The 26,129-nt window shown below is 63.1% G+C and carries 26 protein-coding genes and 5 tRNA genes; 8 read left to right on the top strand and 23 right to left on the bottom strand.

Features of this window, described 5'->3' with window-relative positions:
• Positions 1–29 precede the first annotated feature (29 nt).
• Positions 30–737, bottom strand: coding sequence for an energy-coupling factor ABC transporter permease (locus ACIQYU_RS00155; protein WP_402797638.1), 708 nt, complete (start codon positions 735–737; stop codon positions 30–32).
• 85 nt (positions 738–822) lie between these two features.
• Between ACIQYU_RS00155 and ACIQYU_RS00150 the strand changes: the two genes are divergently transcribed.
• From ACIQYU_RS00150 to ACIQYU_RS00135, 4 genes are all read left to right on the top strand, one after another.
• A complete protein-coding gene (locus ACIQYU_RS00150) occupies positions 823–1,254 on the top strand; it encodes a hypothetical protein (RefSeq protein ID WP_063911150.1) in 432 nt (143 codons plus the stop codon).
• A 55-nt stretch (positions 1,255–1,309) separates the two neighbouring features.
• Positions 1,310–1,939 (top strand): DUF1780 domain-containing protein, encoded by a 630-nt coding sequence (locus tag ACIQYU_RS00145; protein WP_013970766.1) that lies wholly within the window; start codon positions 1,310–1,312, stop codon positions 1,937–1,939.
• A 133-nt stretch (positions 1,940–2,072) separates the two neighbouring features.
• Positions 2,073–2,246 (top strand): DUF3094 family protein, encoded by a 174-nt coding sequence (locus ACIQYU_RS00140; RefSeq protein ID WP_013970765.1) that lies wholly within the window; start codon positions 2,073–2,075, stop codon positions 2,244–2,246.
• 84 nt (positions 2,247–2,330) lie between these two features.
• Positions 2,331–3,626: an NAD(P)/FAD-dependent oxidoreductase gene (locus ACIQYU_RS00135; protein ID WP_063911149.1), complete on the top strand. Its 1,296-nt coding sequence runs from the start codon at positions 2,331–2,333 to the stop codon at positions 3,624–3,626.
• Positions 3,627–3,762: 136 nt separating this feature from the next.
• Here ACIQYU_RS00135 and ACIQYU_RS00130 read toward each other — a convergent pair.
• From ACIQYU_RS00130 to rluD, 8 genes are all read right to left on the bottom strand, one after another.
• Positions 3,763–3,838: transfer RNA gene (locus ACIQYU_RS00130), tRNA-Lys, on the bottom strand.
• 5 nt (positions 3,839–3,843) lie between these two features.
• Positions 3,844–3,920: transfer RNA gene (locus ACIQYU_RS00125), tRNA-Pro, on the bottom strand.
• A gap of 47 nt (positions 3,921–3,967) precedes the next feature.
• Positions 3,968–4,043 (bottom strand) — tRNA-Lys (locus ACIQYU_RS00120).
• 6 nt (positions 4,044–4,049) lie between these two features.
• Positions 4,050–4,126: transfer RNA gene (locus ACIQYU_RS00115), tRNA-Pro, on the bottom strand.
• 4 nt (positions 4,127–4,130) lie between these two features.
• Positions 4,131–4,206, bottom strand: a tRNA-Asn gene (locus ACIQYU_RS00110).
• Positions 4,207–4,663: 457 nt separating this feature from the next.
• Entirely contained in the window at positions 4,664–7,228 is a 2,565-nt protein-coding gene (clpB, locus tag ACIQYU_RS00105; RefSeq protein ID WP_063911148.1) for an ATP-dependent chaperone ClpB, read from the bottom strand.
• A 251-nt stretch (positions 7,229–7,479) separates the two neighbouring features.
• Positions 7,480–8,220 (bottom strand): peptidoglycan editing factor PgeF, encoded by a 741-nt coding sequence (gene pgeF, locus ACIQYU_RS00100; RefSeq protein ID WP_207835507.1) that lies wholly within the window; start codon positions 8,218–8,220, stop codon positions 7,480–7,482.
• Positions 8,217–9,179 carry a 23S rRNA pseudouridine(1911/1915/1917) synthase RluD gene (rluD, locus tag ACIQYU_RS00095; protein WP_063911740.1) on the bottom strand — a complete coding sequence of 321 codons (963 nt, stop codon included), beginning with the start codon at positions 9,177–9,179 and terminating at the stop codon, positions 8,217–8,219. Before rluD ends, pgeF begins: the two co-directional genes overlap by 4 nt.
• A gap of 147 nt (positions 9,180–9,326) precedes the next feature.
• Between rluD and ACIQYU_RS00090 the strand changes: the two genes are divergently transcribed.
• Complete coding sequence (locus ACIQYU_RS00090; protein WP_063911146.1) at positions 9,327–10,346, top strand: outer membrane protein assembly factor BamD; 1,020 nt, start codon at positions 9,327–9,329, stop codon at positions 10,344–10,346.
• A 94-nt stretch (positions 10,347–10,440) separates the two neighbouring features.
• Positions 10,441–10,671: a PP0621 family protein gene (locus ACIQYU_RS00085; RefSeq protein WP_013970760.1), complete on the top strand. Its 231-nt coding sequence runs from the start codon at positions 10,441–10,443 to the stop codon at positions 10,669–10,671.
• A gap of 110 nt (positions 10,672–10,781) precedes the next feature.
• On the opposite strand, the gene thiO is transcribed toward ACIQYU_RS00085, so the two are convergent.
• From thiO to ACIQYU_RS00060, 5 genes are read right to left on the bottom strand one after another with little or no spacing between them, the layout of a single operon-like run.
• Entirely contained in the window at positions 10,782–11,879 is a 1,098-nt protein-coding gene (thiO, locus tag ACIQYU_RS00080; RefSeq protein WP_402797627.1) for a glycine oxidase ThiO, read from the bottom strand.
• 54 nt (positions 11,880–11,933) lie between these two features.
• Complete coding sequence (locus ACIQYU_RS00075; protein WP_207835480.1) at positions 11,934–12,323, bottom strand: type IV pilin protein; 390 nt, start codon at positions 12,321–12,323, stop codon at positions 11,934–11,936.
• Between the two features lies 1 nt (position 12,324).
• Positions 12,325–12,789, bottom strand: coding sequence for a hypothetical protein (locus tag ACIQYU_RS00070; protein WP_343584806.1), 465 nt, complete (start codon positions 12,787–12,789; stop codon positions 12,325–12,327).
• Complete coding sequence (locus ACIQYU_RS00065; protein ID WP_343584808.1) at positions 12,786–13,427, bottom strand: pilus assembly protein PilW; 642 nt, start codon at positions 13,425–13,427, stop codon at positions 12,786–12,788. The genes ACIQYU_RS00070 and ACIQYU_RS00065 overlap by 4 nt, the downstream gene beginning before the upstream one ends.
• Positions 13,424–13,606, bottom strand: a complete 183-nt coding sequence (locus ACIQYU_RS00060; RefSeq protein ID WP_333957056.1) for a prepilin-type N-terminal cleavage/methylation domain-containing protein — start codon at positions 13,604–13,606, stop codon at positions 13,424–13,426. The genes ACIQYU_RS00065 and ACIQYU_RS00060 overlap by 4 nt, the downstream gene beginning before the upstream one ends.
• Before the next feature lie 109 nt (positions 13,607–13,715).
• Between ACIQYU_RS00060 and ACIQYU_RS00055 the strand changes: the two genes are divergently transcribed.
• Positions 13,716–14,207, top strand: coding sequence for a GspH/FimT family pseudopilin (locus ACIQYU_RS00055; protein WP_233688123.1), 492 nt, complete (start codon positions 13,716–13,718; stop codon positions 14,205–14,207).
• Positions 14,208–14,287: 80 nt separating this feature from the next.
• On the opposite strand, the gene ispH is transcribed toward ACIQYU_RS00055, so the two are convergent.
• From ispH to murJ, 6 genes are all read right to left on the bottom strand, one after another.
• Complete coding sequence (gene ispH / locus ACIQYU_RS00050; RefSeq protein ID WP_087503395.1) at positions 14,288–15,235, bottom strand: 4-hydroxy-3-methylbut-2-enyl diphosphate reductase; 948 nt, start codon at positions 15,233–15,235, stop codon at positions 14,288–14,290.
• A gap of 14 nt (positions 15,236–15,249) precedes the next feature.
• Positions 15,250–15,687: an FKBP-type peptidyl-prolyl cis-trans isomerase gene (gene fkpB, locus ACIQYU_RS00045; protein WP_207835462.1), complete on the bottom strand. Its 438-nt coding sequence runs from the start codon at positions 15,685–15,687 to the stop codon at positions 15,250–15,252.
• Complete coding sequence (gene lspA, locus ACIQYU_RS00040) at positions 15,680–16,195, bottom strand: signal peptidase II (RefSeq protein ID WP_233688124.1); 516 nt, start codon at positions 16,193–16,195, stop codon at positions 15,680–15,682. The genes fkpB and lspA overlap by 8 nt, the downstream gene beginning before the upstream one ends.
• Entirely contained in the window at positions 16,188–19,019 is a 2,832-nt protein-coding gene (gene ileS / locus ACIQYU_RS00035) for an isoleucine--tRNA ligase (protein ID WP_402797619.1), read from the bottom strand. Before ileS ends, lspA begins: the two co-directional genes overlap by 8 nt.
• A complete protein-coding gene (ribF, locus tag ACIQYU_RS00030; protein WP_207835440.1) occupies positions 19,016–19,966 on the bottom strand; it encodes a bifunctional riboflavin kinase/FAD synthetase in 951 nt (316 codons plus the stop codon). Before ribF ends, ileS begins: the two co-directional genes overlap by 4 nt.
• A gap of 118 nt (positions 19,967–20,084) precedes the next feature.
• The gene (murJ, locus tag ACIQYU_RS00025) at positions 20,085–21,623 is read right to left on the bottom strand and encodes a murein biosynthesis integral membrane protein MurJ (RefSeq protein WP_207835438.1); all 1,539 of its coding nucleotides are present in this window, start codon (positions 21,621–21,623) and stop codon (positions 20,085–20,087) included.
• Between the two features lie 250 nt (positions 21,624–21,873).
• Here murJ and rpsT point away from each other — a divergent pair, with 250 nt between their 5' ends.
• Positions 21,874–22,152, top strand: a complete 279-nt coding sequence (rpsT, locus tag ACIQYU_RS00020; protein ID WP_003247625.1) for a 30S ribosomal protein S20 — start codon at positions 21,874–21,876, stop codon at positions 22,150–22,152.
• 174 nt (positions 22,153–22,326) lie between these two features.
• Here the strand turns inward: rpsT and ACIQYU_RS00015 are convergent, their stop codons facing one another.
• Genes ACIQYU_RS00015 through ACIQYU_RS00005 form a run of 3 tightly spaced genes read right to left on the bottom strand, consistent with a single transcriptional unit; the run spans position 22,327 to position 25,889 of the window.
• Entirely contained in the window at positions 22,327–24,627 is a 2,301-nt protein-coding gene (locus tag ACIQYU_RS00015) for a PqiB family protein (protein WP_207835435.1), read from the bottom strand.
• Complete coding sequence (locus tag ACIQYU_RS00010) at positions 24,620–25,243, bottom strand: paraquat-inducible protein A (RefSeq protein WP_015268842.1); 624 nt, start codon at positions 25,241–25,243, stop codon at positions 24,620–24,622. The genes ACIQYU_RS00015 and ACIQYU_RS00010 overlap by 8 nt, the downstream gene beginning before the upstream one ends.
• Positions 25,230–25,889: a paraquat-inducible protein A gene (locus tag ACIQYU_RS00005; RefSeq protein WP_207835425.1), complete on the bottom strand. Its 660-nt coding sequence runs from the start codon at positions 25,887–25,889 to the stop codon at positions 25,230–25,232. The genes ACIQYU_RS00010 and ACIQYU_RS00005 overlap by 14 nt, the downstream gene beginning before the upstream one ends.
• Positions 25,890–26,129: the final 240 nt, after the last annotated feature.

Below are 26,129 nucleotides of genomic sequence, written 5' to 3'. Positions count from 1 at the left end.
GCGAAAGGGCCAGTACAGCCGCCACAAAATCACCGCTCATCCTCCTTCCACGGCGCCTGCAGATACCGCGTGCGGTTGAAGGTTTCCAGCCACTCCGGGCAAAACACCACCAGCGCGCTGATTACCGTGCCGTTGATGAACGCTTCGGGGAACATCATCAGCCACAGGTAGCCGACAAAATCGCTGAGCCACTCCGGCATGGCGAAGCGCCCGTCCAGCCACAACAGCCCCAGCCCGACCGACAGGCAGGCCAGCACCGTCAGTGCCGCCGGGAAGAACCCTGAACAGAAGATATACACAAACAGGTTTCGCGGCTGGGCGCGCTCGACCGCTATCGCGCACGCCTCGGCTATCAGCACCGGCAGGCCAACCAGCAACAAGCCATTCACCCCCAGCGCCGCCAGGTCCTGGCGCCCCAGCACCAGCAAGCCGAGCTGGGCCATGAACCCACCCAGCACCGCCAGTGGCCAGTCCAGCAGCAGCGTGACCGCCGTCATGCCGATGAAGTGGTACGACACCCCGGTATCGAAATCGCTCCGCACCAGCCACAGCGCAAACAGGCAGAACACCGTGCCAAACAGCAGATGCTGGCGGCGCCGGTCAGTGAACAGCTCAACCCAGCCAACCCGGCTGACCGCCCAGACCAGCAACGGCACATAACCCAGCCAGCCAAGCGTAAGGGTGGTGCCGGACAACACCTGCGCGCTGATCACCTGACGAATGCCCCTTGCAGCCATGTGGATAACGCGAGTCTACACCCATTCTCCGTTTCATTCGGTTGCGCTAGGCTAGCGCCTTCATACGATGCAGGAAGCATTGCTCATGCCGGAAGGAATCAACCTCGCCCTGCTGCTGGCAGCAGCCCTCAACGCCATCATCGGCGTACTTCACCTGGCCATCATCGCCGTCGGGCCGCGCTGGTACCGGTTGTTCGGCGCCGGTGAGCGCATGGCCGTGGCCGCCGAAAAGGGCCGCTGGTACCCGGGGCTGATCACTGCAGCCATCGCCTGCGTGCTGCTGGCCTGGTCGGCCTATGCGCTGTCAGCTGCCGGGGCCATCGGCCGGCTGCCCTTGCTGCTGCCGGCCATCTGCCTGATCACCTTGGTGTACCTGGTGCGTGGCCTGTTGGGGCCCCTGTTGCTGGCGGGCACCGGGCGTTCGCGGCGTTTCATTGTGGTCAGTTCGCTGATCTGCCTGGGGTTTGGCCTGGTGCATCTGCTGGGGGTGGTGCAGCAGTGGCCTGTGCTGAGCTGATTTCTGCGCACAAACAGCATCTTATCGTCATCGATTAGCGGCTAAGCTTGTCTGCATGGATGACTCAGACTACCTGCGCCTGCTTACCATCCAGGCGGAGCAAGCCAATGCCTTTCTCTCCAACGCCCGCAAGTGGGAGCGGGAGCGTTGGGTGTGCCAACGCCTGTTGCAGGGGCTGAACATCCCCTACCGCAGCGAGGACTTCACCCCGGCCGGGCAGGAACCACCAGACGTGCTGTTCCGCGACGCGGCTTTCGAGGTGTTTTTCGTGCTCGACGAGGGCCGCCGGCTCAACGATGAATGGCGCGAAGAACTGCAGCGCCGGCGCAGTGCGTTTTCCCTGGCGCAGCTGGTACGCCGCGAAGCGCGCCCGCGGCGCATCAGTGCCACCGAGCTGCTGGGGCGCCTGGCGCCGACCTTGCGCAAGAAGGCGCACAACTACCGGGAACGCGGGCTGGAGCTGAACGAGCTGGACATCATTGCCTTCGCCAGCCTCAAGCGCGAAGTACTCGACCTCAACACCCACTTCCCACCGCCCACCGAATACCTGCGCCAGGGCTGGCGCTCGCTGTCGCTGGTGGGGCCGACCTTTGCCCGGGTGCTGTTCGCCCACCCCGACGCGCCGGACTTCCTGCGTGGCAACCTGGGCCGCAGCATTGTGTTCGACGTGGGCATCAGTCTTTGATCCACTGCAGCGAGTGTTTGCGATGGCGTACACTCGGCGCCAGAGATAGAAAGCCTTATCATTTGTTTCAAGCGCTTGCGTGAACGCTGTAGCGTTTACGCAGTCACAAACGTCTACCTGACGAGGCCCCACCATGACCAGCCGCCTGAATCCGGAAGATCAGCGTCGTGTCGATGAGTATCTGCGAGCCCCCCAGCACCAAGTCGAGCGCAGGCCCTTCCGGCCGTGGCTGCTCCTTGTGCTGGTGGTGGCCGTGACCATCGGGTTGGGTCTCATCAGCCGCCTGCTCAGTGGACTGGTGCTATGAGCTGCTTCGCGCTCGCCCTCCCCTCGTGCAGTTTGCGGCCGGCCCCCGGGGCCACGAATTCCGTAAACCTTATGAGATATCCCCATGACTCATCGCATCGTGATTGTCGGCGGCGGCGCCGGCGGCCTGGAACTGGCGACCCGCCTGGGTAAAAGCCTGGGCAAGCGCAAGCAGGCCGAAATCACCCTGGTCGACGCCAACCTCACGCACATCTGGAAACCGCTGCTGCACGAAGTGGCCGCCGGCTCGCTGAACTCCTCGGAAGACGAACTGAACTACGTGGCCCAGGCCAAGTGGAACCACTTCAACTTCCAGCTGGGGCGCATGAGCGGCCTGGACCGTGAAGGCAAACAGATTCAACTGGCCGCCACCCTCGATGAAGAGGGCCGCGAGCTGCTGCCTGCGCGCACCCTGGGCTACGACACGCTGGTCATTGCCGTGGGTTCCAACACCAACGACTTCGGCACCCTGGGCGCGGCGCAGCACTGCCTGTTCCTCGACACCCGCAAGCAGGCCGAGCGTTTCCACCAGCAGTTGCTCAACCACTACCTGCGTGCCCATGCCGGTGATGTGGCCAGCGAGAAAATCAGCGTGGCCATCGTCGGTGCCGGTGCCACCGGTGTGGAACTGGCAGCCGAACTGCACCACGCGGCCCACGAACTGGCGGCCTATGGCCTGGACCGCATCCAGCCCAAGGACATGCACATCACCATTATCGAGGCGGGCCCGCGCGTTTTGCCGGCGCTGCCAGAGCGCATCAGCGTGCCGGTGCACAAGACCCTGGAAAAACTCGGGGTGAAGGTGATGACCAACGCCGCCGTCAGTGAAGTGACCGAGGATGGCCTGAAAACCAAAGACGGTGAAGTGATCCAGGCCAGCCTGAAGGTGTGGGCGGCAGGTATCCGTGCGCCGGGTTTCCTCAAGGACATCGATGGCCTGGAAACCAACCGCATCAACCAGCTGGTGGTGCGCCCTACCCTGCAGACCACCCGCGACGACAACATCTTTGCCTTCGGTGACTGCGCCGCCTGCCCGCAACCGGGTAGCGACCGCAACGTGCCGCCACGCGCCCAGGCGGCGCACCAGCAGGCTTCGATGCTGGCGCAGAGTTTGAAGGCGCGGCTGGAGAACAAGCCGCTGCCGACCTATGAGTACAAGGACTACGGTTCGCTGGTGTCGCTGTCGCGCTTCTCGGCGGTGGGCAACCTGATGGGTAACCTGATGGGCAGCGTGAAGCTGGAGGGCTGGCTGGCGCGGATGTTCTATGTGTCGCTGTACCGGATGCACCAGATGGCGTTGTACGGGTTCTTCCGCACGGCGTTGATGATGCTGGGCAGCAAGATTGGCCGGGGTACCGAGCCTAGGTTGAAGTTGCACTGACACTGAAGATTGCCGGGGGCGCTTTGCGCCCCTTTCGCGATACAAGGCCGCTCCCACAAACGACCGCGCGCAATGCAGGCTCACAATTCTGCCAGGCAAAAAAAAGGGCATCTCATTGGAGATGCCCTTTTTTTCATGGTGGGTCGTGTAGGATTCGAACCTACGACCAATTGGTTAAAAGCCAACTGCTCTACCAACTGAGCTAACGACCCGGAAATGGTCGGGGTGAGGGGATTCGAACTCCTGACATCCTGCTCCCAAAGCAGGCGCGCTACCGGACTGCGCTACACCCCGTGATACTTAAAGAAAAAGGGCATCTCGCTTGAGATGCCCTTTTTACATGGTGGGTCGTGTAGGATTCGAACCTACGACCAATTGGTTAAAAGCCAACTGCTCTACCAACTGAGCTAACGACCCGGAAAATGGTCGGGGTGAGGGGATTCGAACTCCTGACATCCTGCTCCCAAAGCAGGCGCGCTACCGGACTGCGCTACACCCCGAGATTGGCTCCGCGACCTGGACTCGAACCAGGGACCCAATGATTAACAGTCATTTGCTCTACCGACTGAGCTATCGCGGAACTGAACTTCGGTACATCTTTACAGCTTCGAAGCTTGTGTTAGCTTCGGTCTCTTTGGCTATCCGCTTTCGCGTTGCAGCTGCTGAGGCCGGCCATTCTACATTCTTCGTTTTGCTTGTCAACCACTTTTTTTCATTCAACTTACTGATTTGTAAGTTGTTTTGCGGTCACCGATGTTGCTGGTGATTCGCTTAGTGCCTGACAACGCGGCGTATATTAGGGGCACTCGATTTTAGATGCAAGCAAAAATTTCAAAAATTTCAGCAAGTTATCCAGGAAGGTTGGAAAGACCCGGATTTGCTGGGGCGGTGCCGGCCTCTTCGCGGGTAAACCCGCTCCCACAGGTACTGCACAGGCCTTTGAGCGGTAGGTAATCCTGTGGGAGCGGGTTGACCCGCGAAGGGGCCGGCACAGGCAAAAAAAAGCCCCGCAGATGCGGGGCTCATGGTGCAACAAATCAGCCGAAGACGATTTCGTCGCCTTCCACTTTGGCGGTAATCGCCGTCCCCGGCATGAACTTGCCTGCCAGGATCAACTGCGCCAGCGGGTTTTCGATCCAGCGCTGGATCGCACGCTTCAGCGGCCGTGCGCCGTACACCGGGTCGTAACCCACGGCAATCAGCTTGTCCAACGCCTCCGGGCTCAGGCTCAGCGACAGTTCGCGCTCCAGCAGGCGGCTGCGCAGGCGGCCCAGCTGGATTTCGGTAATGCCGGCAATCTGCTCGCGGCCCAGCGGCTCGAACACCACCACTTCGTCGATACGGTTGATGAACTCCGGACGGAAGTGCGAACCCACCGCATCCATCACTGCCGCACGCTGTGCCTCGCGGTCACCCACCAGTTCCTGGATCTGCGCCGAGCCCAGGTTGGAGGTCATCACGATCACAGTGTTGCGGAAGTCCACGGTGCGCCCGTGGCTGTCGGTCAGGCGGCCGTCTTCCAGCACCTGCAACAGCACGTTGAACACATCCGGGTGGGCCTTCTCCACCTCGTCCAGCAGCACCACCGAGTATGGCTTGCGCCGTACCGCCTCGGTCAGGTAACCGCCCTCTTCATACCCGACATAGCCTGGTGGGGCGCCGATCAGGCGAGCCACGGAATGCTTCTCCATGAACTCGGACATGTCGATGCGCACCATCGCCTCTTCGGTGTCGAACAGGAACTCGGCCAGCGCCTTGCACAGCTCGGTCTTGCCCACCCCGGTCGGGCCAAGGAACATGAACGAACCACTCGGCCGGTTCGGGTCGGACAGCCCGGCACGCGAACGGCGCACGGCGTTGGCCACGGCGGTTACCGCCTCGCTCTGGCCGATCACGCGCTGGTGCAGCAGCTCTTCCATCTTCAGCAGCTTTTCACGCTCGCCTTCGAGCATCTTGGCCACCGGAATACCGGTCCACTTCGACACCACTTCGGCAATTTCTTCCTCGGTGACCTTGTTGCGCAGCAACTGGTTCTCGGTCTTGCCGTGCTGGTCGACCATCTGCAGGCTGCGCTCCAGGTCCGGGATCACCCCGTACTGCAGCTCGGCCATGCGGCTCAGGTCGCCTTTGCGACGGGCGGTTTCCAGCTCCTGGCGGGCCTGTTCGATCTTTTGCTGGATCTGCGCCGAGCCTTGCACCTCGGCCTTCTCGGAGGCCCAGATTTCTTCCAGGTCGGCGTATTCACGCTCCAGCCGCTCGATTTCCTCGGTCAGCTTCTCCAGGCGTTTTTTCGCCGCTTCGTCTTCTTCCTTCTTCAGCGCCTGCGATTCCACCTTCAGCTGGATCAGGCGACGGTCCAGGCGGTCGAGCACTTCCGGCTTGGAGTCGATCTCCATGCGGATGCGGCTGGCCGCTTCGTCGATCAGGTCGATAGCCTTGTCCGGCAGCTGGCGGTCGGTGATGTAGCGGTGGCTGAGCTTGGCCGCAGCGATGATGGCGCCGTCGGTGATGGCCACCTTGTGGTGCACTTCATAGCGCTCTTTCAGGCCACGCAGGATGGCGATGGTGTCTTCCTCGCTCGGCTCCTCGACCAGCACCTTCTGGAAGCGGCGCTCCAGGGCTGCGTCCTTCTCGATGAACTGGCGGTACTCGTTCAGCGTGGTGGCACCAACGCAGTGCAGCTCGCCACGGGCCAGGGCCGGTTTGAGCATGTTGCCGGCGTCCATGGCGCCCTCGCCTTTGCCGGCGCCGACCATGGTGTGCAGTTCGTCGATGAACAGGATGATCTGCCCTTCCTGCTTGGACAGCTCGTTCAGCAGGCCTTTGAGGCGTTCTTCGAACTCACCACGGTACTTGGCACCGGCAATCAGCGCGCCCATGTCCAGCGCCAGCAGGCGCTTGCCCTTCAGGCCGTCGGGCACTTCACCATTGATGATGCGCTGGGCCAGGCCTTCGGCGATGGCGGTTTTACCTACGCCTGGCTCACCGATCAGCACCGGGTTGTTCTTGGTACGGCGTTGCAGCACCTGCACGGTACGGCGGATTTCGTCGTCACGGCCGATCACCGGGTCCAGCTTGCCTTCTTCGGCACGCTTGGTCAGGTCGACGGTGTACTTGTCCAGCGCCTGGCGCGATTCCTCGGCATTGGCGTCGTTGACGGCCGCGCCGCCACGCAGGTTGTTGATGGCGTTTTCCAGGGCTTTCTTGCTCACGCCCTGGCCCAGCAACAGCTTGCCGAGCTTGCTGTTCTCGTCCATGGCGGCCAGCAGCACCAGCTCGCTGGAAATGAACTGGTCGCCCTTCTGCTGGGCCAGGCGGTCGGCCTGGTTGAGCAGGCGCGCCAGGTCCTGCGACATGTTCACGTCGCCGGTGGGGTTCTGGATTTTCGGCAGCTGGTCGAGTTCTTTCACCAGCGCCTGGCGCAGGCTGTTGATGTCGAAGCCCACCTGCATCAGCAGCGGCTTGATCGAACCGCCCTGCTGTTCGAGCAGTGCCTGCAACAGGTGCACGGGCTCGATGGCGGGGTGGTCCATGCCAACGGCCAGGGATTGGGCATCGGATAATGCAAGCTGCAGCTTGCTGGTCAAACGGTCTATTCGCATGGGGTACCTTCCTTTAAAGGGCAGGTCGGAGCGATGGACAGCGCCTGTTTATGAAGAAACCTGCCTGAGATGACTTTATAGATAAGGCTGATTCTGGAAGATTCAAGCGTAGCGGGGTTGACCGAAGTCAACCTGTTGGGTTGGCGCCGGGCCATTCGCGGGTGAACCCGCTCCCACAGGTCCTGCACCGCTCTCAAGGCCTGTGATTAGCCTGTGGGAGCGGGTTTACCCGCGAAGAGGCCGGTACAGGGCTAGCGCGGTTCCAGCCACACCAGGGAAGCAAAACGCCCACCCTGCGGGGTACGCCGATAGGAGAAGAACCGCTCATCGCTGACCGTGCACCAGCCACCGCCATGAACAGCAGTCACCCCACGCGCCGCCAAACGGATACGCGCCAGCTCATAGATGTCGGCCATCAGCTTGCCTGGCCGGGCACCATCGACAAACGCCCTGCCCGCTTCCGGGTGCACCGCCGTAAAGGCGTCACGCACTTCCAGCCCCACTTCGAAGGCCTGCGGGCCAATCGCCGGCCCCAACCACACCAGTACCTCTTCGGGCGGCAGTGCCAGGCGATCCAGGGTGGCTTCCAGCACACCACCGGCCAGCCCACGCCAGCCAGCATGCGCCGCCGCCACGCGGGTACCGGCCCGGTCGCAGAACAGCACAGGCAGGCAATCGGCAGTCATCACGGTGCAGGCGATGCCAGGCTGGTCGGTCCAGCTGGCATCAGCCTCGGCCACCACGGCCGGATTGGCATCCGCCACCACCAGCCCGTGCACCTGCTTGAGCCAGGCCGGCTGGATGGCGAATTCGTCGCTCAGGCGACGGCGGTTCTCGGCCACCGCGGCAGGGTCGTCCCCTACATGGTCACCAAGGTTGAAGGTTTCATAGGGCGGCAGGCTGATACCGCCCTGGCGGGTGGTGACACAGGCGCGCACCGAGGCCGGAGCAGGCCAGTCGGGGAACAGCAGCGACTGCGTCAGGCCACTCATCCGATAAAGCTCTCGCGGTCCTGGTTCAGCAGCGACAGCAACCAGACGAAGTCATCCGGCAGCGGCGATTCCCACTTCATGACTTCACCGGTAATCGGGTGAGCCAATGCCAGGAAGCGTGCATGCAGTGCCTGGCGCGGGAAGGTTTTCACCGCCTCGACCATGGTCGGGCTGGCGGCCGGCGGAATGCGGAAGCGCCCGCCGTAGGTCTGGTCGCCGACCAACGGGAAGCCAACGTGAGCCATGTGCACGCGAATCTGGTGGGTACGGCCGGTTTCCAGCTTGACCCGCACGTGGGTGTGCGAGCGGAAGCGCTTGAGCACACGGTAGTGGCTGACCGCCGGCTTGCCGCCGTCGGTGACCGCCATGCGCTGGCGCATGCCGCCGTGGCGGCCGATCGGGGCATCGATCTTGCCGCCGGCAGTGACCACGCCAATCACGATGCACTCATAGATGCGGCTGACCTTGCGCGCCTGCATCTGCTCGACCAGCCGGGTCTGCGCCTGCAAGGTCTTGGCCACTACCATCAGGCCGGTGGTGTCCTTGTCCAGGCGGTGGACGATACCGGCGCGCGGTACGTTGACGATGTCAGGCACGTGGTGCAGCAGTGCATTGAGCAATGTCCCGCTGGCATGCCCGGCGGCCGGGTGCACAACCAGCCCGGCAGGCTTGTTGATCACCATGATATGGTCGTCTTCGTAGACGATATCCAGCTCGATATCTTCGGCGACCCACTCGCCCTGGGCCTCTTGCTCGGCCTCCAGGACAAGTTGCGAGCCACCATAGACGAGGTCTCGAGGGCGCACCACGGCACCATCGACCGTCAGGCGGCCTTCTTTGATCCACGAAGTCAGCCGGGAACGCGAGTACTCGGCGAACAATTGGGCGGCGACCTGGTCGAGGCGTTGACCGCCCAGTTCGGACGGCACCTCTGCGCTAAGTTGAATGATCTCGGACATGCTCGATTCGGCGGGCGCACAGCCTTTGGTTTCGGCTGCGAGCTTGTGGTTAAATACGACTTCTTTTGTCCCGGGGTTGGCCGGGGCGCTCATCATAACAGGACGGCACCGCCCAAGACAGCGGCCGTCAAAGGGACGCAAGCCGCCATGCAAGTGAAACACCTGCTGCTGATCGCCATCCTCGGGCTCACCGCGGCCTGTTCCTCCAATAAAGAAGTGATTGACGAGAACCTCAGCGAGGCCGAGCTGTACCAGCAGGCGCAAGCTGACCTGGACAATTCCAGCTACACCAGTGCCGTGAACAAGCTCAAGGCCCTGGAGTCGCGCTACCCGTTCGGCCGCTATGCCGACCAGGCGCAGCTCGAGCTGATCTACGCCAACTACAAGAACGCCGAGCCCGAGGCTGCCAAGTCGGCCGCCGAGCGCTTCATCCGCCTGCACCCGCAGCACCCGAACGTCGACTACGCCTACTACCTCAAGGGCCTGACTTCGTTCGACCAGGACCGTGGCCTGGTGGCGCGCTTCCTGCCGCTGGACATGACCAAGCGTGACCCGGGAGCCGCACGCGACTCGTACAACGAGTTCGCCCAGCTGACCAGCCGCTTCCCCAACAGCCGTTACGCGCCCGACGCCAAGCAGCGCATGATCTACCTGCGCAACCTGCTGGCCTCGTACGAAATCCATGTGGCCGACTACTACCTGAGCCGCCAGGCCTATGTAGCCGCTGCCAACCGTGGCCGCTACGTGGTGGAGAACTTCCAGGAAACCCCATCGGTCGGCGACGGCCTGGCGGTGATGGTCGAGGCGTACCAGAAGATGCACCTGGACGAACTGGCCGCCACCAGCCTGGAAACCCTCAAGCTCAACTACCCGGACCACCCGAGCCTGGTCGATGGCGAATTCCAGCCCAAGCAGACCGAGTCTGACGGCCGCGGCTGGCTGTCCAAGGCCACCCTGGGCCTGATCGAAACCGACACCCCGCTGCCGCCGGGCGAAACCCGCGCCAACCAGGACGTGGTCAAGCAGTTCCAGGACGCGCGTGACGAGATGCCACGTGAGCTGCTGCCGACGGACGAGAACGGTGATCCGATCGTGCCGGAAGGGCCGAAGGAAGCCGAGAAGGACCGCTCCTGGTTCAGCTACATGACCTTTGGTCTGTTCGACTGATACGCAGCGGTACATGAAAGGGAGGCCTTGGGCCTCCCTTTTTTATTGGCCGCGTCCTAGACTGTCGGCTTCTTCAACCGACAAGCTGGACACCATGGTTCGCCTACTTTTCTGGATCGCCCTGATCGCCGCCGCGTTCTGGCTGTGGCGCAAGTTCAAAGCCAGCCAACAGTCGCACCCCGAGGCCAAGCTGGATGCGCCGCTGAAGATGGTGCGCTGCGCCCATTGCGGCGTGCACCTGCCCAATGACCGGGCGCTGCAGCAGGGCAACGAGTGGTATTGCAGCCAGGCACATCTGCAGCAAGGGCCTGGCCGCCAAGACTGAATTCAGATCTCCACTGGCTTCTTCGCGGGTAAACCCGCTCCCACAGGGATCGCACAGTTTTCGAAACCTGTGATGTACCTGTGGGAGCGGGTTTACCCGCGAAGAGGCCCTCAGCCCAGCCGCCCGGCTGGCGCATACGGCGCCGGGTCAATGATCGGCGCTGCCCCGGTAAGCAGGTCGGTAAACAGCTGACACGAAGCCGGCGCCAGCACCAGCCCGTTGCGGTAATGCCCGCAGTTCAGCCACAACCCCGCATGCCCCGGCACCGGCCCGATGTACGGAATACCTTCCGGCGACCCTGGCCGCAGCCCGGCCCAGTGCGCCACCACCGTGGCCCCCTCGAGCTCAGGCAACAACTCCACCGCCGACGCCTTCAGGCTTTCCAGCGCCTCCTCGGTCGGAGTCTTGTCATAACCGGCATGCTCCAGCGTACTACCCACCAGAATATGCCCGTCACGCCGCGGGATCGCATAGCGCCCCTTGGCCAACACCATGCTCGGCAGGAAGTCTTCGGCACACTTGAACAAAATCATCTGGCCCTTCACCGGCTCCACCGGCAGCGCAAGGCCAAGCGTGCGCAGCAGGTCGCCACTCCAGGCACCGGCACTGAGCACCACCTCATCCGCCGCCAGCACGCCGTCTGCCGTCTGCACACCGGTCACGCGACCGCCTTGCTGGACGAAGCCGGTAATCTGGCAGTGCTCACGCAAGGTCACGTTGGGCAACGCCAGCAATGCCGCCTTGAGCGACTTCACCAGGCGCGGGTTGCGCACGTTGGCCACGCCAGCCATGTAGATGGCCCGCTTGAAGCCCGGGCCCAGCACCGGCACCGCGTCATAGGCCGCCGAGATATCCACGGCACTCAGCGGCCGCTGCTCGCGCTGGGCCCAGGCCAGCGCTTCGGCCTCGTCGTCCAGGTCGAGCCAGTAAAGGCCGGTGGTGTGCACTTCGGGGTCGACGCCGGTGCTGGCGAACAAGCGCTCGCCCAGCTGTGGATAAAAGTCTTGCGACCAGTGTGCCAAGGCGGTCACGGCCGGGCTGTAGCGCCACGGGTACAGCGGCGAGACGATGCCACCGCCGGCCCAGGACGATTCGCGGCCGACTTCACCCTGATCACACACCACCACCTGCCCGACCTTGGCCGCCAGGTTGAATGCCGTCAGCAGGCCGATCACCCCGCCGCCGACCACCACTACTTGCTTGCTCATCTGTCGATCCAACACCTGAAGTAAATCCGCGATGCACCGGGCATCATTCAACCTTCAGCTTCCCCAGCAGTGCTCGCTGCCGGCAACGGCCCCCGGATTGCGCTGCACGCCGGCCTGGTCGAGCTGGAAATCGCCACAGCGGTCCTGCGCCATCAGCCCGCTCGGCAGCCGCCGGGCGCGCAGCGTGAAGGTGTCGCTGTCGCGCCGGGCCTGCAGGCTGTAATAGCGGGTACCGTCGGGCAAGGCCGGGTCGCCCTCGGCGTATTGGCCAGTGCGCAGGCGGTGGCGCTCCAGGCGCAGGGCGGCATCATGCAGCAGGCCAACCACTTCGCTGCGCGCGGCTCGCCGTAGCTGGTCGCTGTAACTGGGGTAGGCAATGGCTGCCAGAATGCCGGTCACGGCCAGCACAATCAACAACTCGATCAGGCTCAAGCCTTGCTGCATGTCAGTCTCCTCGCAATCTTTGCCGCCAGGTGATGCGCCGGGTTGTGTCGCCGGCCACGGCGTAGACGGCTTCCAGTACATGGCGTGACTGGGTTTGCCGGCTGACGGCAGTTATCCGGAACAGGGTGACCTGCTGCCCTTCCGGCATGTGTGCGGCACGAGTGGTTGGCCCTAGGTGCTGTATATGAAAGTAACCGGATTTCGTGTGCTGCCACTGCCCCGGCAGATCATGCGGCCGGGTTGGAGGAAGGCACGCTGTGCATGGATCAGGGGGTGCCCGCTCAAGCTCGCTCGCCCCTGCCTGCAAGGTGGCCTCAGCCTCTTCAAATGCCAGCAGGCCATCGCGCATGTCGCCGGCCATGCGTGTCTCAACCACGGCTTCGCGCAGGGCCGAGGCCGTCAGCACACCTAGCAGCAGGCTCAACACCAGCGCCAACAGCAACACGACACCGCGTTGACGCTTCATGGCCCCGGTACCGGGTTGCGCAACGCCACACTCAGTGCATGACGTTGTTCGATCCTGAGCGTGGGCTCGTATAACGTCAGGGCGATATCCACTCGCTCTCCCTGCGACGTTTGCACACGTTCGAAACGCGCCGCTCGCACATTCTCCACCAACGGCTGAAAGCTTGTTCCTCGCTTGAACTTCAGCACATTGCCCTGAAGCTGATAAACGTACTTGCTGATGGGGTACGCCAACGGGTATCGCACATCGCGCTCTGCTTGCACGACCACCTTCTCGATACAGTCCGTCTGCAAAAGCCAGTCACTCTTGCCAGCCTGTCCCGGCAACTCCGCCACCACCAGGCTCAGGGTGCTGGTATCAACTTCCAGCGGGCGGGCGAATGCCTGCTGTGCGCTCGCGGCCTTGAAGTCACCTGGCGCGATCCGCAGGCAACCAAACATCCCCGCCATGCGGATATCCTGCGCCATGCGCAGCAATGCCAGCCGCGCCTCATCCTGCATGCGCACTGCCGTACGTTGCAGGCGCCAAGCCTGGTGAGCAGAGGCAAAGAGCTGGCTGGCCGCCGCCAGCAACATCACCCCGATGGACAGCGCCAGCGTCAGCTCGAGCAAGCCGAAACCACCCTGGAGGCGCCTCACCGCCTGCTCCGTTCACGCTCACTGTGCGCTGCCAACGCCGCCTGCCCTTCGCGGTGTGCGCTGTCGGTAGCCTGCAATGCCTGCAGTTGCAGCCCTGCCGCTGCAAACACGCCCACGGCCACGACCACCATTGCCAACAGCACCTCCAGCAGCGTCATGCCCCATTGCCTTGCGCGCATCCCTGCACCTCCTGCGACTTTTCCCGCAATTGCATTGAACCCGGGCGACTGGACCGCTGGTCCAACGACCGTGAAGCTACAGCCAAGCACTTCCAGGGAGGAATGCACGGTGAAGCAACGAGGTGTAACACTGATTCAAATGTTGTCGGCCTTGGCGGTGGCCATGTTGCTGACGCAGCTCGGCATGCCGGCCTACGCCAGGTTGAGCGATGACCTGCACAGGGCGGCGGCCGCCCGTGACCTGGCACAGGCGCTGCGCAGTGCGCGCAGCCATGCCGTGCTGCAAAGCCAGCCGGTACTGGTGCAGGCGTTGGACGGTAATTGGGGGAATGGTTGGCGGGTGGTGCTGGAGCATAACCAGCAGGTGCTGCGCGAGCAGCGTCTTTCACGGCCGCTGAAGATCACGAGTAATCGCGGTGTGCAGCTGAAATTCAGTGCGCAAGGGGTGCCGCTGGGGCAAAACCAAAATTGGCTTGCTTCAACGATGGAGGTTTGCGAGCGCTTGACTGCAACCAGCCAGTATCAAGTGGTGATGGCATCCACTGGCAGGGTCAGGGTACTCACGGGAGAGCCAAAAAACTCCCAATGCACTTCCAGCTAGCATGCGCGGTCGCTGTGGGAGCGGCCCCTTCGCGACACAAGGCCGCTCCCACATAAAACAGCCCCCAGGTGCGGGCCGTGTCAGATCAGCGACCGAACCCGCAGCTCTTTGGGCATGGAGAAGGTGATGTTCTCTTCCCGCCCATCCAGCTCTTCGGCGCCGCTGGCGCCCCAGGCCTTGAGCTGCTCGATCACGCCACGCACCAGCACTTCGGGGGCCGAAGCACCGGCGGTGATGCCGATCCGCGCCGCCTGGTCGAACCAGCCACGTTGCAGGTCTTCGGCACCGTCGATCAGGTAAGCCGGGGTGCCCATGCGCTCGGCCAGCTCGCGCAGGCGGTTGGAGTTGGAGCTGTTCGGGCTGCCGACCACCAGTACCACGTCGCACTCGTCCGCCAGTTGCTTGACCGCGTCCTGGCGGTTCTGGGTGGCGTAGCAGATGTCGTCCTTGCGCGGGCCGCCAATGTTCGGGAAGCGTGCACGCAGGGCGTCGATGACGCGGCTGGTGTCGTCCATCGACAGCGTGGTCTGGGTGACGAATGCCAGGTGGTCCGGGTCTTTCACCTGCAGGTTGGCAACATCCTCCTCGTCTTCGACGAGGTAGATGGCGCCGCCGTTGCTGGCGTCATACTGGCCCATGGTGCCTTCGACTTCCGGGTGCCCCTCGTGGCCGATGAGGATACACTCACGGCCGTCGCGGCTGTATTTGGCCACTTCGATGTGCACCTTGGTCACCAGCGGGCAGGTGGCATCGAACACTTTCAGGCCACGGCCAGCGGCTTCCTGGCGCACGGCCTGGGAAACGCCGTGGGCACTGAAAATGACGATGACATCGTCCGGCACCTGGTCCAGCTCTTCGACGAAGATGGCACCACGGTTGCGCAGGTCTTCCACCACGAACTTGTTGTGCACCACTTCGTGACGCACATAGATCGGCGGGCCGAAAACTTCCAGCGCGCGGTTGACGATCTCGATCGCCCGGTCGACCCCCGCGCAGAAGCCGCGAGGGTTGGCGAGTTTGATTTGCATGCTCGGCTCCAGGCTTACAGGGCCTTCACCTCGAGGATCTCCACCTCGAAGGTCAGGGTCTTGCCAGCCAGTGGGTGATTGAAGTCGATGGTCACCTGGTCGTCATCGAACGCTTTGACCACACCCGGCAGCTCGGTGTTGGCGGCATCGTTGAAGATGATCAACAGCCCTTCGGACAACTCCATGCCCTGGAACTGGGACCGCGGCATGACTTGCACGTTCTGCGGGTTGGGCTGGCCGAAGGCGTTCTCCGGGGCCACCACGACGGTGCGCTTGTCACCGCCCTTGAAGCCGAACAGGGCGTTCTCGAAACCTGGCAGCAGGTTGCCATCGCCGACCTTGAAGGTGGCTGGGGCCTTGTCGAACGTGCTGTCGACGGTGTCGCCGTTTTCCAGGTGCAGCGCGAAGTGCAGGGTGACTTCGGTGTTCTGGCCGATACGGGTGTCAGTCATGGACCGGATCCTCGGACTTCTTGCTCTTGAACATATCCAGCGCCAGCATCACCGCACCAACGGTGATGGCACTGTCGGCCAGGTTGAAGGCCGGGAAGTAATGGCGGTTCTGCCAGTGCACCAGGATGAAGTCGACCACATGGCCAAGCACGACGCGGTCGTACAGGTTGCCGATCGCGCCACCCAGCACCAGCGCCAGCGCCACGGCCAGCCAGGTTTCGTTGCGCCCCAGGCGCTTGAGCCACACCACCAGCACGGCACTGACCACCACGGCGATCAGGGCGAACAGCCAGCGCTGCCAGCCGGAGCTTTCCGCCAGGAAGCTGAAGGCCGCGCCCGTGTTGTAGGCCAGGGTCCAGCTGAAGTAGTCAGGGATCACGACAATCTGCTGGTACATGGTCAGGGCGTTGTTGAAATACAGCTTGGTGGCCTGGTCGAGGACCAGTACCACCAGGCTCAGCCAAAGCCATGCAAGGCGCCCGAAGCGCCCCGCTGCAGGGTTAGGCATAGTGGCGCACCTCGCCGGAACCGCTCAGGTTGTCGACACAACGACCGCAGATTTCCGGGTGCTCCGGGTGGCTGCCGACGTCGGCGCGGAAGTGCCAGCAGCGGCCGCACTTGGCGTGACCGGACTTGACCACTTGCAGCTTGAGGCCTTCGACTTCGGTGGCCACGGCTTCGGCCGGTGCCTGTGCGAATGGCACTACGCTGGCGGCCGAGGTGATCAGCACGAAACGCAGTTCGTCGCCCAGCTTGCCCAGGTCGGCGCTCAGGCCTTCGTCGGCGTACAGGGTGACTTCGGCCTGCAGGTTGCCGCCGATGACCTTGGCGGTACGCTGGTTTTCCAGCTCCTTGTTGACCGCGGCTTTGACGGCCATCACGCGGTCCCAGTAGGCGCGGTCCAGCTCGGTACCTTCCGGCAGCTCGGTCAGGCCCTGGTACCAGCCGTTGAGCATCACCGACTCGTTGCGCTCGCCCGGCAGGTACTGCCAGATTTCATCGGCGGTGAACGCCAGGATTGGCGCGATCCAGCGCACCAGCGCTTCGCTGATGTGGAACAGCGCGGTCTGACAGGAACGGCGGGCAACACTGTTGGCGCCGGTGGTGTACTGGCGGTCCTTGATGATGTCGAGGTAGAAGCCGCCCAGCTCCTGCACGCAGAAGTTGTGAACCTTGGAGTAGACGTTCCAGAAACGGTACTCGCCGTAGTGCTCTTCCAGCTCGCGTTGCAGCAGCAGGGTGCGGTCCACGGCCCAACGGTCCAGCGCCAGCATGTCTTCCGGGGGCAGCAGGTCGCGGGCCGGGTCGAAGCCGGACAGGTTGGACAGCAGGAAGCGTGCAGTGTTGCGGATACGGCGGTAGGCGTCGGCGCTGCGCTGCAGGATCTGCTCGGAAACGGCCATTTCACCGGAGTAGTCGGTGGCGGCTACCCACAGGCGCAGGATGTCGGCACCCAGGGTGTTGTTGACCTTTTCCGGCTCGATGGTGTTGCCCAGCGACTTGGACATCTTGCGGCCGTTCTCGTCCACGGTGAAGCCGTGGGTCAGCAGCTCGCGGTACGGCGCGTGGCCGTCAATGGCGCAACCGGTCAGCAAGGACGAGTGGAACCAGCCGCGGTGCTGGTCGGAACCTTCCAGGTACAGGTCGGCACGCGGGCCGGTGGCGTGGCCGATGTCGTGCGAACCACGCAGCACGTGCCAGTGGGTGGTACCCGAGTCGAACCACACGTCCAGGGTGTCGGTGATCTTGTCGTACTGCTCGGCTTCAGCGCCCAGCAGTTCGGCGGCGTCCAGCTTGAACCAGGCCTCGATGCCTTCCTGTTCGACGCGCTTGGCCACGGCTTCCATCAGTTCGACGGTGCGCGGGTGCAGCTCGCCTGTCTGCTTGTGCAGGAAGAACGGGATCGGCACGCCCCAGTTGCGCTGACGCGAGATGCACCAGTCCGGGCGGTTGGCGATCATCGAATGCAGGCGCGCCTGGCCCCAGGCCGGGACGAACTTGGTGTCCTCGATGGCTTTCAGCGCGCGCTCACGCAGCGGCTCGCCAGTGGTCGGCTGCTTGTCCATGCCCACGAACCACTGCGCGGTAGCGCGGTAGATCAGCGGGGTCTTGTGGCGCCAGCAGTGCATGTAGCTGTGGCTGATGGTTTCGGTGTGCATCAGCGCGCCGACTTCGCTCAGCTTCTCGACGATGGCCGGGTTGGCCTTCCAGATGAACTGGCCGCCGAAGAAGGGCAGCGACTCGACATACACGCCGTTGCTCTGCACCGGGGTGAGGATCTCGTCGTTGACCATGCCGTAGCGCTTGCAGGTGACGAAGTCGTCTTCACCGTAGGCTGGCGAGGAGTGCACCACGCCGGTACCGGCGCCCAGTTCGACGTAGTCGGCCAGGTAGACTGGCGACAGGCGGTCGTAGAACGGGTGGCGGAAGTTGATCAGTTCCAGCGCCGAGCCCTGGGCGGTGGCGACGACCGAGCCTTCCAGGCTGTAGCGCTTGAGGCACGACTCGACCAGCTCTTCTGCCAGTACCAGCAGGCGCTCGCCGGTGTCGACCAGGGCGTACTTGAACTCCGGGTGGATGTTCAGCGCCTGGTTGGCCGGGATGGTCCACGGGGTGGTGGTCCAGATCACGATGGCGGCCGGCTTGGCCAGCGAAGCCAGGCCGAAGGCAGCGGCCAGCTTGGCCTCATCGGCAACCGGGAAGGCAACGTCGATGGTCTGCGATTTCTTGTCGGCGTACTCGACTTCGGCCTCGGCCAGGGCCGAACCGCAATCGAAGCACCAGTTCACCGGCTTCAGGCCCTTGAACACGAAGCCTTGCTTGACCATTTCGGCCAGGGCGCGGATTTCGCCGGCCTCGTTGGCGAAGTTCATGGTCTTGTACGGGTTGTCCCAGTCACCCAGCACGCCCAGGCGGATGAACTCGGTCTTCTGCCCTTCGATCTGCTCGGCGGCGTACTCGCGGCACAGCTCGCGGGTGCGGTCGGCGGACAGGTGCTTGCCGTGGGTGACCTCGACCTTGTGCTCGATCGGCAGGCCATGGCAGTCCCAGCCCGGCACATACGGTGCATCGAAGCCGGCCAGGGTCTTGGAACGGACGATCATGTCCTTGAGGATCTTGTTCAGCGCATGACCGATGTGAATCTTGCCGTTGGCATAGGGCGGGCCGTCGTGCAGGACGAACTTGGGACGATCCTTGCCAATTTCGCGCAGCTTCTGGTACAGGCCAATGCTGTCCCAGCGCTGCAGGATCTGCGGTTCGCGCTGAGGCAGGCCGGCCTTCATGGGGAAGGCGGTGTCCGGAAGGTTAAGCGTGGCTTTGTAGTCGGTCATTTCAGGCTCTTCGTTAGCGGTTGAGCGTGCCAATGTGCACGTGCGGCGGCGATATCCGCATCGATCGCCGACTTCAGCGCCTCCAGGGAGGCGAATCGCTGCTCTTCACGCAGCTTGTGGTGGAACTCCACCGTCAGGCGCCGGCCATACAGGTCGCCGGCATAGTCCAGCAGATGAATTTCCAGGTGCGGGCGCCCGTCACCGGTCACGGTGGGACGCACGCCGATATTGCCGACACCCGGCCAGGCCTTGCCGTCGATTTCGATGCTGGCCAGGTAGACCCCGGACAGCGGCACGCGGCGGCGCTTGAGCTGGATGTTGGCGGTAGGTGTGCCGAGCTGGCGGGCCAGCTTCTGGCCATGCAGCACGCGGCCGGTGATGCGGTACGGGCGGCCCAACAGGTGCTCGGCCAGCTCGAAGTTACCTTCGGACAGGGCCTTGCGCACTTCGGTGCTGCTGACCCGCAGGCCATCCTGGATCACCGTGTTGGCGGCCTCGACGGTGAAACCGTACTGCTCGCCGGCGCCAACCAGAAAGGCGAAGTCGCCGGCGCGGTCGCAGCCGAAGCGAAAGTCATCGCCCACTTCGAGGTGGCGTACACCCAGGCCGTCGACCAGGATGGCCTTGACGAAGGCGTCGGCGCTGAGTTTGCTCAGGCGCTGGTTGAATGCCAGGCACAGCACCCGGTCGATGCCTTCGGCCGCCAGCAGCTCGATCTTGTCGCGCAGGCGGGCCAGGCGGGCCGGTGCGGTGTCGGGGGCGAAGTACTCGCGTGGTTGCGGTTCGAAGATCACCACGCAGGTCGGCAGGCCCAAGGCCTGGCCGCGCTCGCGCAGGCGCGCCAGGATCGCCTGGTGGCCGCGGTGAACCCCGTCGAAGTTGCCAATGGTGGCGACACAGCCCCGGTGCTCGGGGCGCAGGTTGTGAAGACCTCGAACCAGCTGCATAACGCGCTTCTTGCTCATAAAGTGGCCGATTATAACCACACCCGGGCGCCGGTGACAGGCAGCAGCGCCCAAGGGCGGCGTGGAATGCGAAAAACCGACGCCTGACCCGCCCGATGCCTCAGTGCAAGGCCTTGCGGGCGAAATGCCGGGGCCGGAAGCCGCACAGGTACAGGCAGCCGAAATAGGTCACGACGCCCGCCAGCACCAGAGCCCCCAGACGCACCAGGCGCTCGAGCATGTTGCCCTGCTCCCAGGCCGGCAGGAAATGCATGCCGGCCAGCAATACCGCCGACATCAGCCCCACCGCCAGCACCAGCTTGAGCAGGAACATCGCCCAGCCTGGCTGCGGCTGGAACAGCTGCTGGCTGCGCAGCTTCCAGAACAGCAGGCCGGCGTTCAGGCAGGCCCCCAGGCTGATCGCCAGGGCCAGGCCGGCATGCGCGAGCGGACCGATCAGGGCCAGGTTGAACAGTTGGGTGCAGACCAGGGTGAATACCGCGATCTTCACCGGTGTACGGATATTCTGCTGCGCATAGAAGCCGGGTGCCAGTACCTTGACCAGAATGATCGCCAGCAAGCCCACGGAATAGGCGATCAGCGCCCGCTGGGTCATGGCTGCGTCGACGGCGGTGAACTTGCCGTACTGGAACAGCGCCACGGTCAATGGCTCGGCGAGGATGGCCAGGGCCAGGGTGCAGGGCAGCACCAGCAGGAAGCACAGGCGCAGGCCCCAGTCGAGGATCCGCGAGTATTCTTCGCGGTCCTTGTTGGCGTAGGTCTTGGCCAGGGTCGGCAGCAGTATGGTACCCAAGGCAACGCCCAGCACGCCGGAAGGCAGCTCCATGAGGCGGTCGGCGTAGTACATCCACGACACCGAGCCAGCCACCAGGAAGGAGGCAAAGATGGTGTTGATGATCAGCGAGATCTGGCTCACCGACACCCCGAGGATCGCCGGCAACATCTGCTTGAGTACCCGCCACACGCCGGCATCGCGCAGGTTCAGGCGTGGCAGCACGAGCATGCCGATCTTCTTCAACGCTGGCAGCTGGTACAGCAACTGCGCCAGGCCACCGGCCAGCACGCCCCAGGCCAGGGCCATGATCGGCGGGTCGAAATACGGCGTGAGCAGCACGGCGAAGGCGATCATCGCCACGTTCAGCAGGGTCGGGGTAAAGGCCGGCACCGAGAAACGGTTCCAGGTATTGAGGATCGCCCCGGCCAGGGAGGACAGCGAGATCAGCAATATATAAGGAAAAGTCACCCGCAACAGGGCGGTGGTCAGCTCGTATTTCTCGGCGCTGTCGACAAAGCCCGGCGCGGTCGCCCACACCACCCACGGCGCCGCCAGGATGCCTACGGCGGTCACCAGCGCCAGAGCCAGGGTCAGCAGACCGCTGACATAGGCAACGAAGGTGCGGGTCGCCTCCTCGCCTTGCTGGGTCTTGTATTCGGCCAGGATCGGCACGAAGGCCTGGGAAAAAGCGCCCTCGGCAAAGATGCGCCGCAGCAGGTTGGGCAGCTTGAAGGCAATGAAGAAGGCATCGGTGGCGATGCCGGCGCCGAAAACACGCGCCAGGATGGTGTCGCGGACAAAGCCCAGCACCCGCGAAATCATGGTGATCGAGCTTACCGCAGCCAGGGATTTGAGCAGGTTCATCGAAAAGATTCACGCCAAGGGCAGAGGACGCTGCCAGACAGCATCCGAATGTGCGATACTCCCGCGCCTTCGCAGGGGAGCCAAAAATTCCCGAGTTTACAGGTCGCGCAGCAGAAAGGAATATTTCCCTCTTGTTGGCGCACCGCTCGGCGGAACCTTGCAGGTGGCCTTGACATCCGTTCGACTGATCGGCATGATTCGCGGCCTATTTTGTTTGCTATTTACCTAAAGTCTTTCGAGGAGCTCGACGGTGGCCAACACACCTTCCGCCAAGAAACGTGCAAAACAGGCTGAGAAGCGTCGCAGCCACAACGCCAGCCTGCGTTCCATGGTCCGCACCTACATCAAGAATGTAGTCAAAGCCATCGACGCAAAAGACGCCGAAAAAGCGCAAGCCGCTTACGTTCTGGCTGTGCCTGTAATCGACCGTATGGCCGACAAGGGCATCATCCACAAGAACAAGGCTGCTCGTCACAAAGGCCGTCTGAATGGCCACATCAAGGCGCTGAAAGAAGCTGCAGCTGCCTAAGCGACGCGCTAGTCGAAAAGCCGACCCTAGGGTCGGCTTTTTGTTGCCTGCGATTTGTGTTTGCGCCCCCTCGGTGGGGGCGGCCTTCTGTGGGAGCGGCCTTGCGACCCTTTCGCGACACAAGGCCGCTCCCACACAAAAAAGCAGGGCCATGTTTGGTAGCCCTGCCCTATGTTACTTGGCAATCTGAATCTTCGGCGCCCACTGCAGCCATTCATCCTCGGCCTTGTCGAACAAGGCAAAGGTCTGCTGCGGCCGTGCCGGGTTGCCCATCTGCTCGCCATCCGGCGTGGCGAAAGCGATACCGCCGTCGATCAGGGTCTCCACCGACTCGGTACGCACCGTAGCCCCCTTGAACAGTCCCCAGTCGAAACCAAAGCCGCTGCTGTTCCAGAAGCGGCTGCCGCTGCGCACCAAGGCTGCGTAGCGCGGCTCGATCAGGATATGGATCAGCACACGGTCAGCGCTCTGGCCCAACTCGAAGCCCGTCACCTTGCCCACCGCAACCTCACGGTAGGTCACCGGCACACCCGGCTTGATCGAGCCACGGCGCGGGGCGCTTAGCGTCAACGGCAGGCCGACTTCCGGCCCGGCCACCTGCGGGGCGTCGGCCAAGGCGATGAAATCGCGCTGCGGGCCGCGGTCCTTGGCTGCCGGCTGCACTTCCAGGTACTGCCCACCCACCAGGGTGTCGAGGTTCTGCGTGCGCACCAGGCCAAAGGCTGGCTTGACCACCCAGAACTGCGTACCGACGCGGGCGATACGGTCCGCCGCTTCGGTAATGCGCGCCCGCAGCAGCACCGCCTGCAGGTCATCGGTCAGGTCGACGCTCTCGATGCTGCCCACATCCAGGCCACGGAAGCGAATCGCCGTGCCCGGCTTGAGGCCATCGGCCCGGTCCACACGAATGGTGATCAACGTCCCTGCACGGTTGGCCGCCTCCTGGCTGTCATGCAGGCGGAAGCGTGGAATGTGGCGTTTGAGCTGCACATCGGGCCGCGGCGTGTCGAATGCGATACCACCTGCCATCAAGGTCTGCAGTGATTCACTCTTGATCTTGATGCCCGACAGGCCGCCCGTCAGGGTGATACCACTGACGTTCCAGAAGCGCGACGAACCATTGACCAGTTTTTCGTATTCCTTCTCGATATGCACACCGATCAGGATGCGGTTGCTGTGGCGGGCGAACTGGTAACTCTGCACGCTACCCACCTTCACCTGGCGGTACATCACCGGGCTACCGACCTCCAGCGAGCCCAGGGTGTCGGCGAACAACACCATGTGCAGGCCCGGTGCCTTGAGGTCGAGCGGTGGCGCCTTGGCGCGGGCCTCGAACTCACGCTCGGGCCGCGCCCCCTTCTCACCGGGGCGAATGGCGATGTAGTTACCTTTGACCAGCGCTTCCAGGCCGGTGATACCCGCCAGGGAAATAGACGGCTTGACCACCCAGAACTGCGTGCCCTCGACCAGATAGTCCTCGGCCAACGGGTCCAGCGTCAGCTCGGCCGATGCACTGGCCAGGTTGTCAGCCATCGTCAGGGCTTTCAGCGAGCCCACCTGGATACCCTTGTACATGACTGGTGTACGGCCGGCCTGCAGGCCCTCGTAGTCGCTCAGCTTCACCTTTACCCGAATACCGGCCTGGGCCGCGTCGAAGTCCTCATACAGACGGAACGGCAGGTTCGAGTCGGTGGGTGGGCTGTCCTTGCGGTGCTCCGGCGTGGCAAAGGCGATACCACCGGCGACAATGCTCGACAGCGACTCGCTACGCACTTTCACGCCCGAAAGCGAGGCATCGATGCTGACGCCGCTGGCGTTCCAGAAACGCGTGTGCTTGCGCACCAGGCTGGCATAGGCCGGCTCGATGAAGACTTTGATCTCGACGGTGCTCTGGTCCTCGGACAGGCGGTAGCTTTTAACCCGGCCAACCTGGATCTGCTTGTAGAACACGGGGCTGTCACGGTTGAGCGACCCCAGTCGCTCGGCTTTGAGGGTCAGGTGCAGGCCAGGCTCGGTGTCCGACAGCGGCGGCGCCACTTTCAAGGCGGTAAAGCGCTTGGTGCGCTCCCCTTCCCCCGGGCTGACGGCGATGTAGTTGCCTGACACCAGTGTCTCAAGGCCGGAAATACCCGCCAGGCTGACGCTCGGCTTCACCAGCCAGAAACGCGTACCTTTGGTCAGATGAGGCTCGGCAGCCTTGTTCATCTCGATGGTGGCGATCACCCCCTGGTTCTCACCCTTGGCGTCGAGCACCAGGCTTACGACCTTGCCAACCGGCATGCCCTTGTAGATAACCTCGGTCTTGTTGGCGACGATACCCTCGCCCGACTCGAAGCGGACTTCAATTTCCACACCGGCATCACGGTAAGCCTGCCACGCAAGCCAGCCACCAATCATCAAGGCGATCAAAGGCAGGATCCAGATGGCCGACCAGTTCGAGGCTGGGCGGGTTTTAGCCGTTGGCAGGTCACTCATGGTCGTCATCCGACTCCGTGTTATCCCAAATCAGTCGGGGATCGAAAGTTAAAGCGGCAAGCATTGTCAGGATCACCACAGTTGCAAAGGCGACAGCGCCCAGATTGGCTTCGACACTGGCTATTCGGCCGAAATTCACCACCGCCACCAGAATGGCAATGACGAAGATATCGAGCATGGACCAGCGCCCAATGAATTCGATGAAGCGGTACATCAATATCCGTTGGCGCGCCGAAAGCGGTTGCCGACGCTGAACGGAGTACAACAGCAAGCCAATCCCCACCAGCTTGAACGTGGGCACCAGGATACTGGCAATGAACACCACGGCAGCAATCGGCACCATGCCATGCTTGAGCAAGGTGATGACGCCGGACATGATCGTGTCGGGGCTGCCTTGGCCCAGGGTGCTCACGGTCATGATCGGCAGCATGTTGGCCGGGATGTACAGGATCGAAGCGGCGATCAGCAGCGCCCAGGTACGCGCGATGCTGTTCGGCCGACGGGCATGCACGATGGCGCCGCAGCGTGTACAGGTTTGTGAAGTGCTGTCTGGCTGTTGCCTGTTCAGCTCGTGACATTCATTGCAGACAAGAATGCCTGCATCAATCGCCCGCATGCAGGTCCTCCCCTGATAGCGCACTCCAGATCTGGTGCGGTGACATCACCACTTCGAGCCACACCTGGATCAATAACAGGCTGATGAAGCAGAACAGCCCCAGGCCCACGGTCAGTTCGGCCAGGTCCACCAGTTTGACGATGGCCACCAGCACGCCCATGAAATAGACCTCGAGCATGCCCCAGTCACGCAAGTGGTGATAGATGCGGTAGAACAGCAGGCCAAAGTTACGCCCCACGTTCAGGCGGATGCTCAATAGAACGAACAACTGGCAGAGCAGTTTTGCCAGGGGTATGGCCATGCTGCAGAGGAAGACCACCACGGCCACACCGCGCATTTCCGAGTTGTACAGGCCCAGCACGCCACTCCAGACGGTATCGTCCGATGTCTGGCCAAGCAGGTGCAGCTGCATGATTGGCAGAAAATTGGCTGGCACAAACAGCAGCAAGGCGGTGAGTACCAAGGCCAGGCTGCGATTGACCACATTGTGCCGATGGGCGTAGAGCTCGTAGCCGCAGCGCGGGCATTGGGCCTTCTCATCATGCTGGAGCACAGGCTTGCGCAGCAGCAGGTCGCATTCATGGCAAGCGACAAGCTCGTCCAGCGGCAACTGGGCCAGGGTTTCAGGTTCGACAGGATTGGGCATATAGCGCTTCTGGGTAGGTGCGTGGGCCTATTCTAGTGTTCTGGCTCGAATTGTGGGAGTTGTGGAGGTTGTGGGCGAGCACGCGAAACAGGCGACGCGGTGGATGGCACCGGCTTTGCCGGTGTTCGCGGGTGAACCCGCTCCGACAGGGGGCGCGTATGCCCGGGAGTTTTTGCGCCACAAAGACAAAACCCCTACCTGCAGGCGCAGATAGGGGTTTTGCGAAATGAATCTTGACGA

Source organism: Pseudomonas sp. NPDC096925, from assembly GCF_044762545.1.
GTDB lineage: Bacteria > Pseudomonadota > Gammaproteobacteria > Pseudomonadales > Pseudomonadaceae > Aquipseudomonas.
This window is presented reverse-complemented; position numbering and strand designations above follow the sequence as displayed.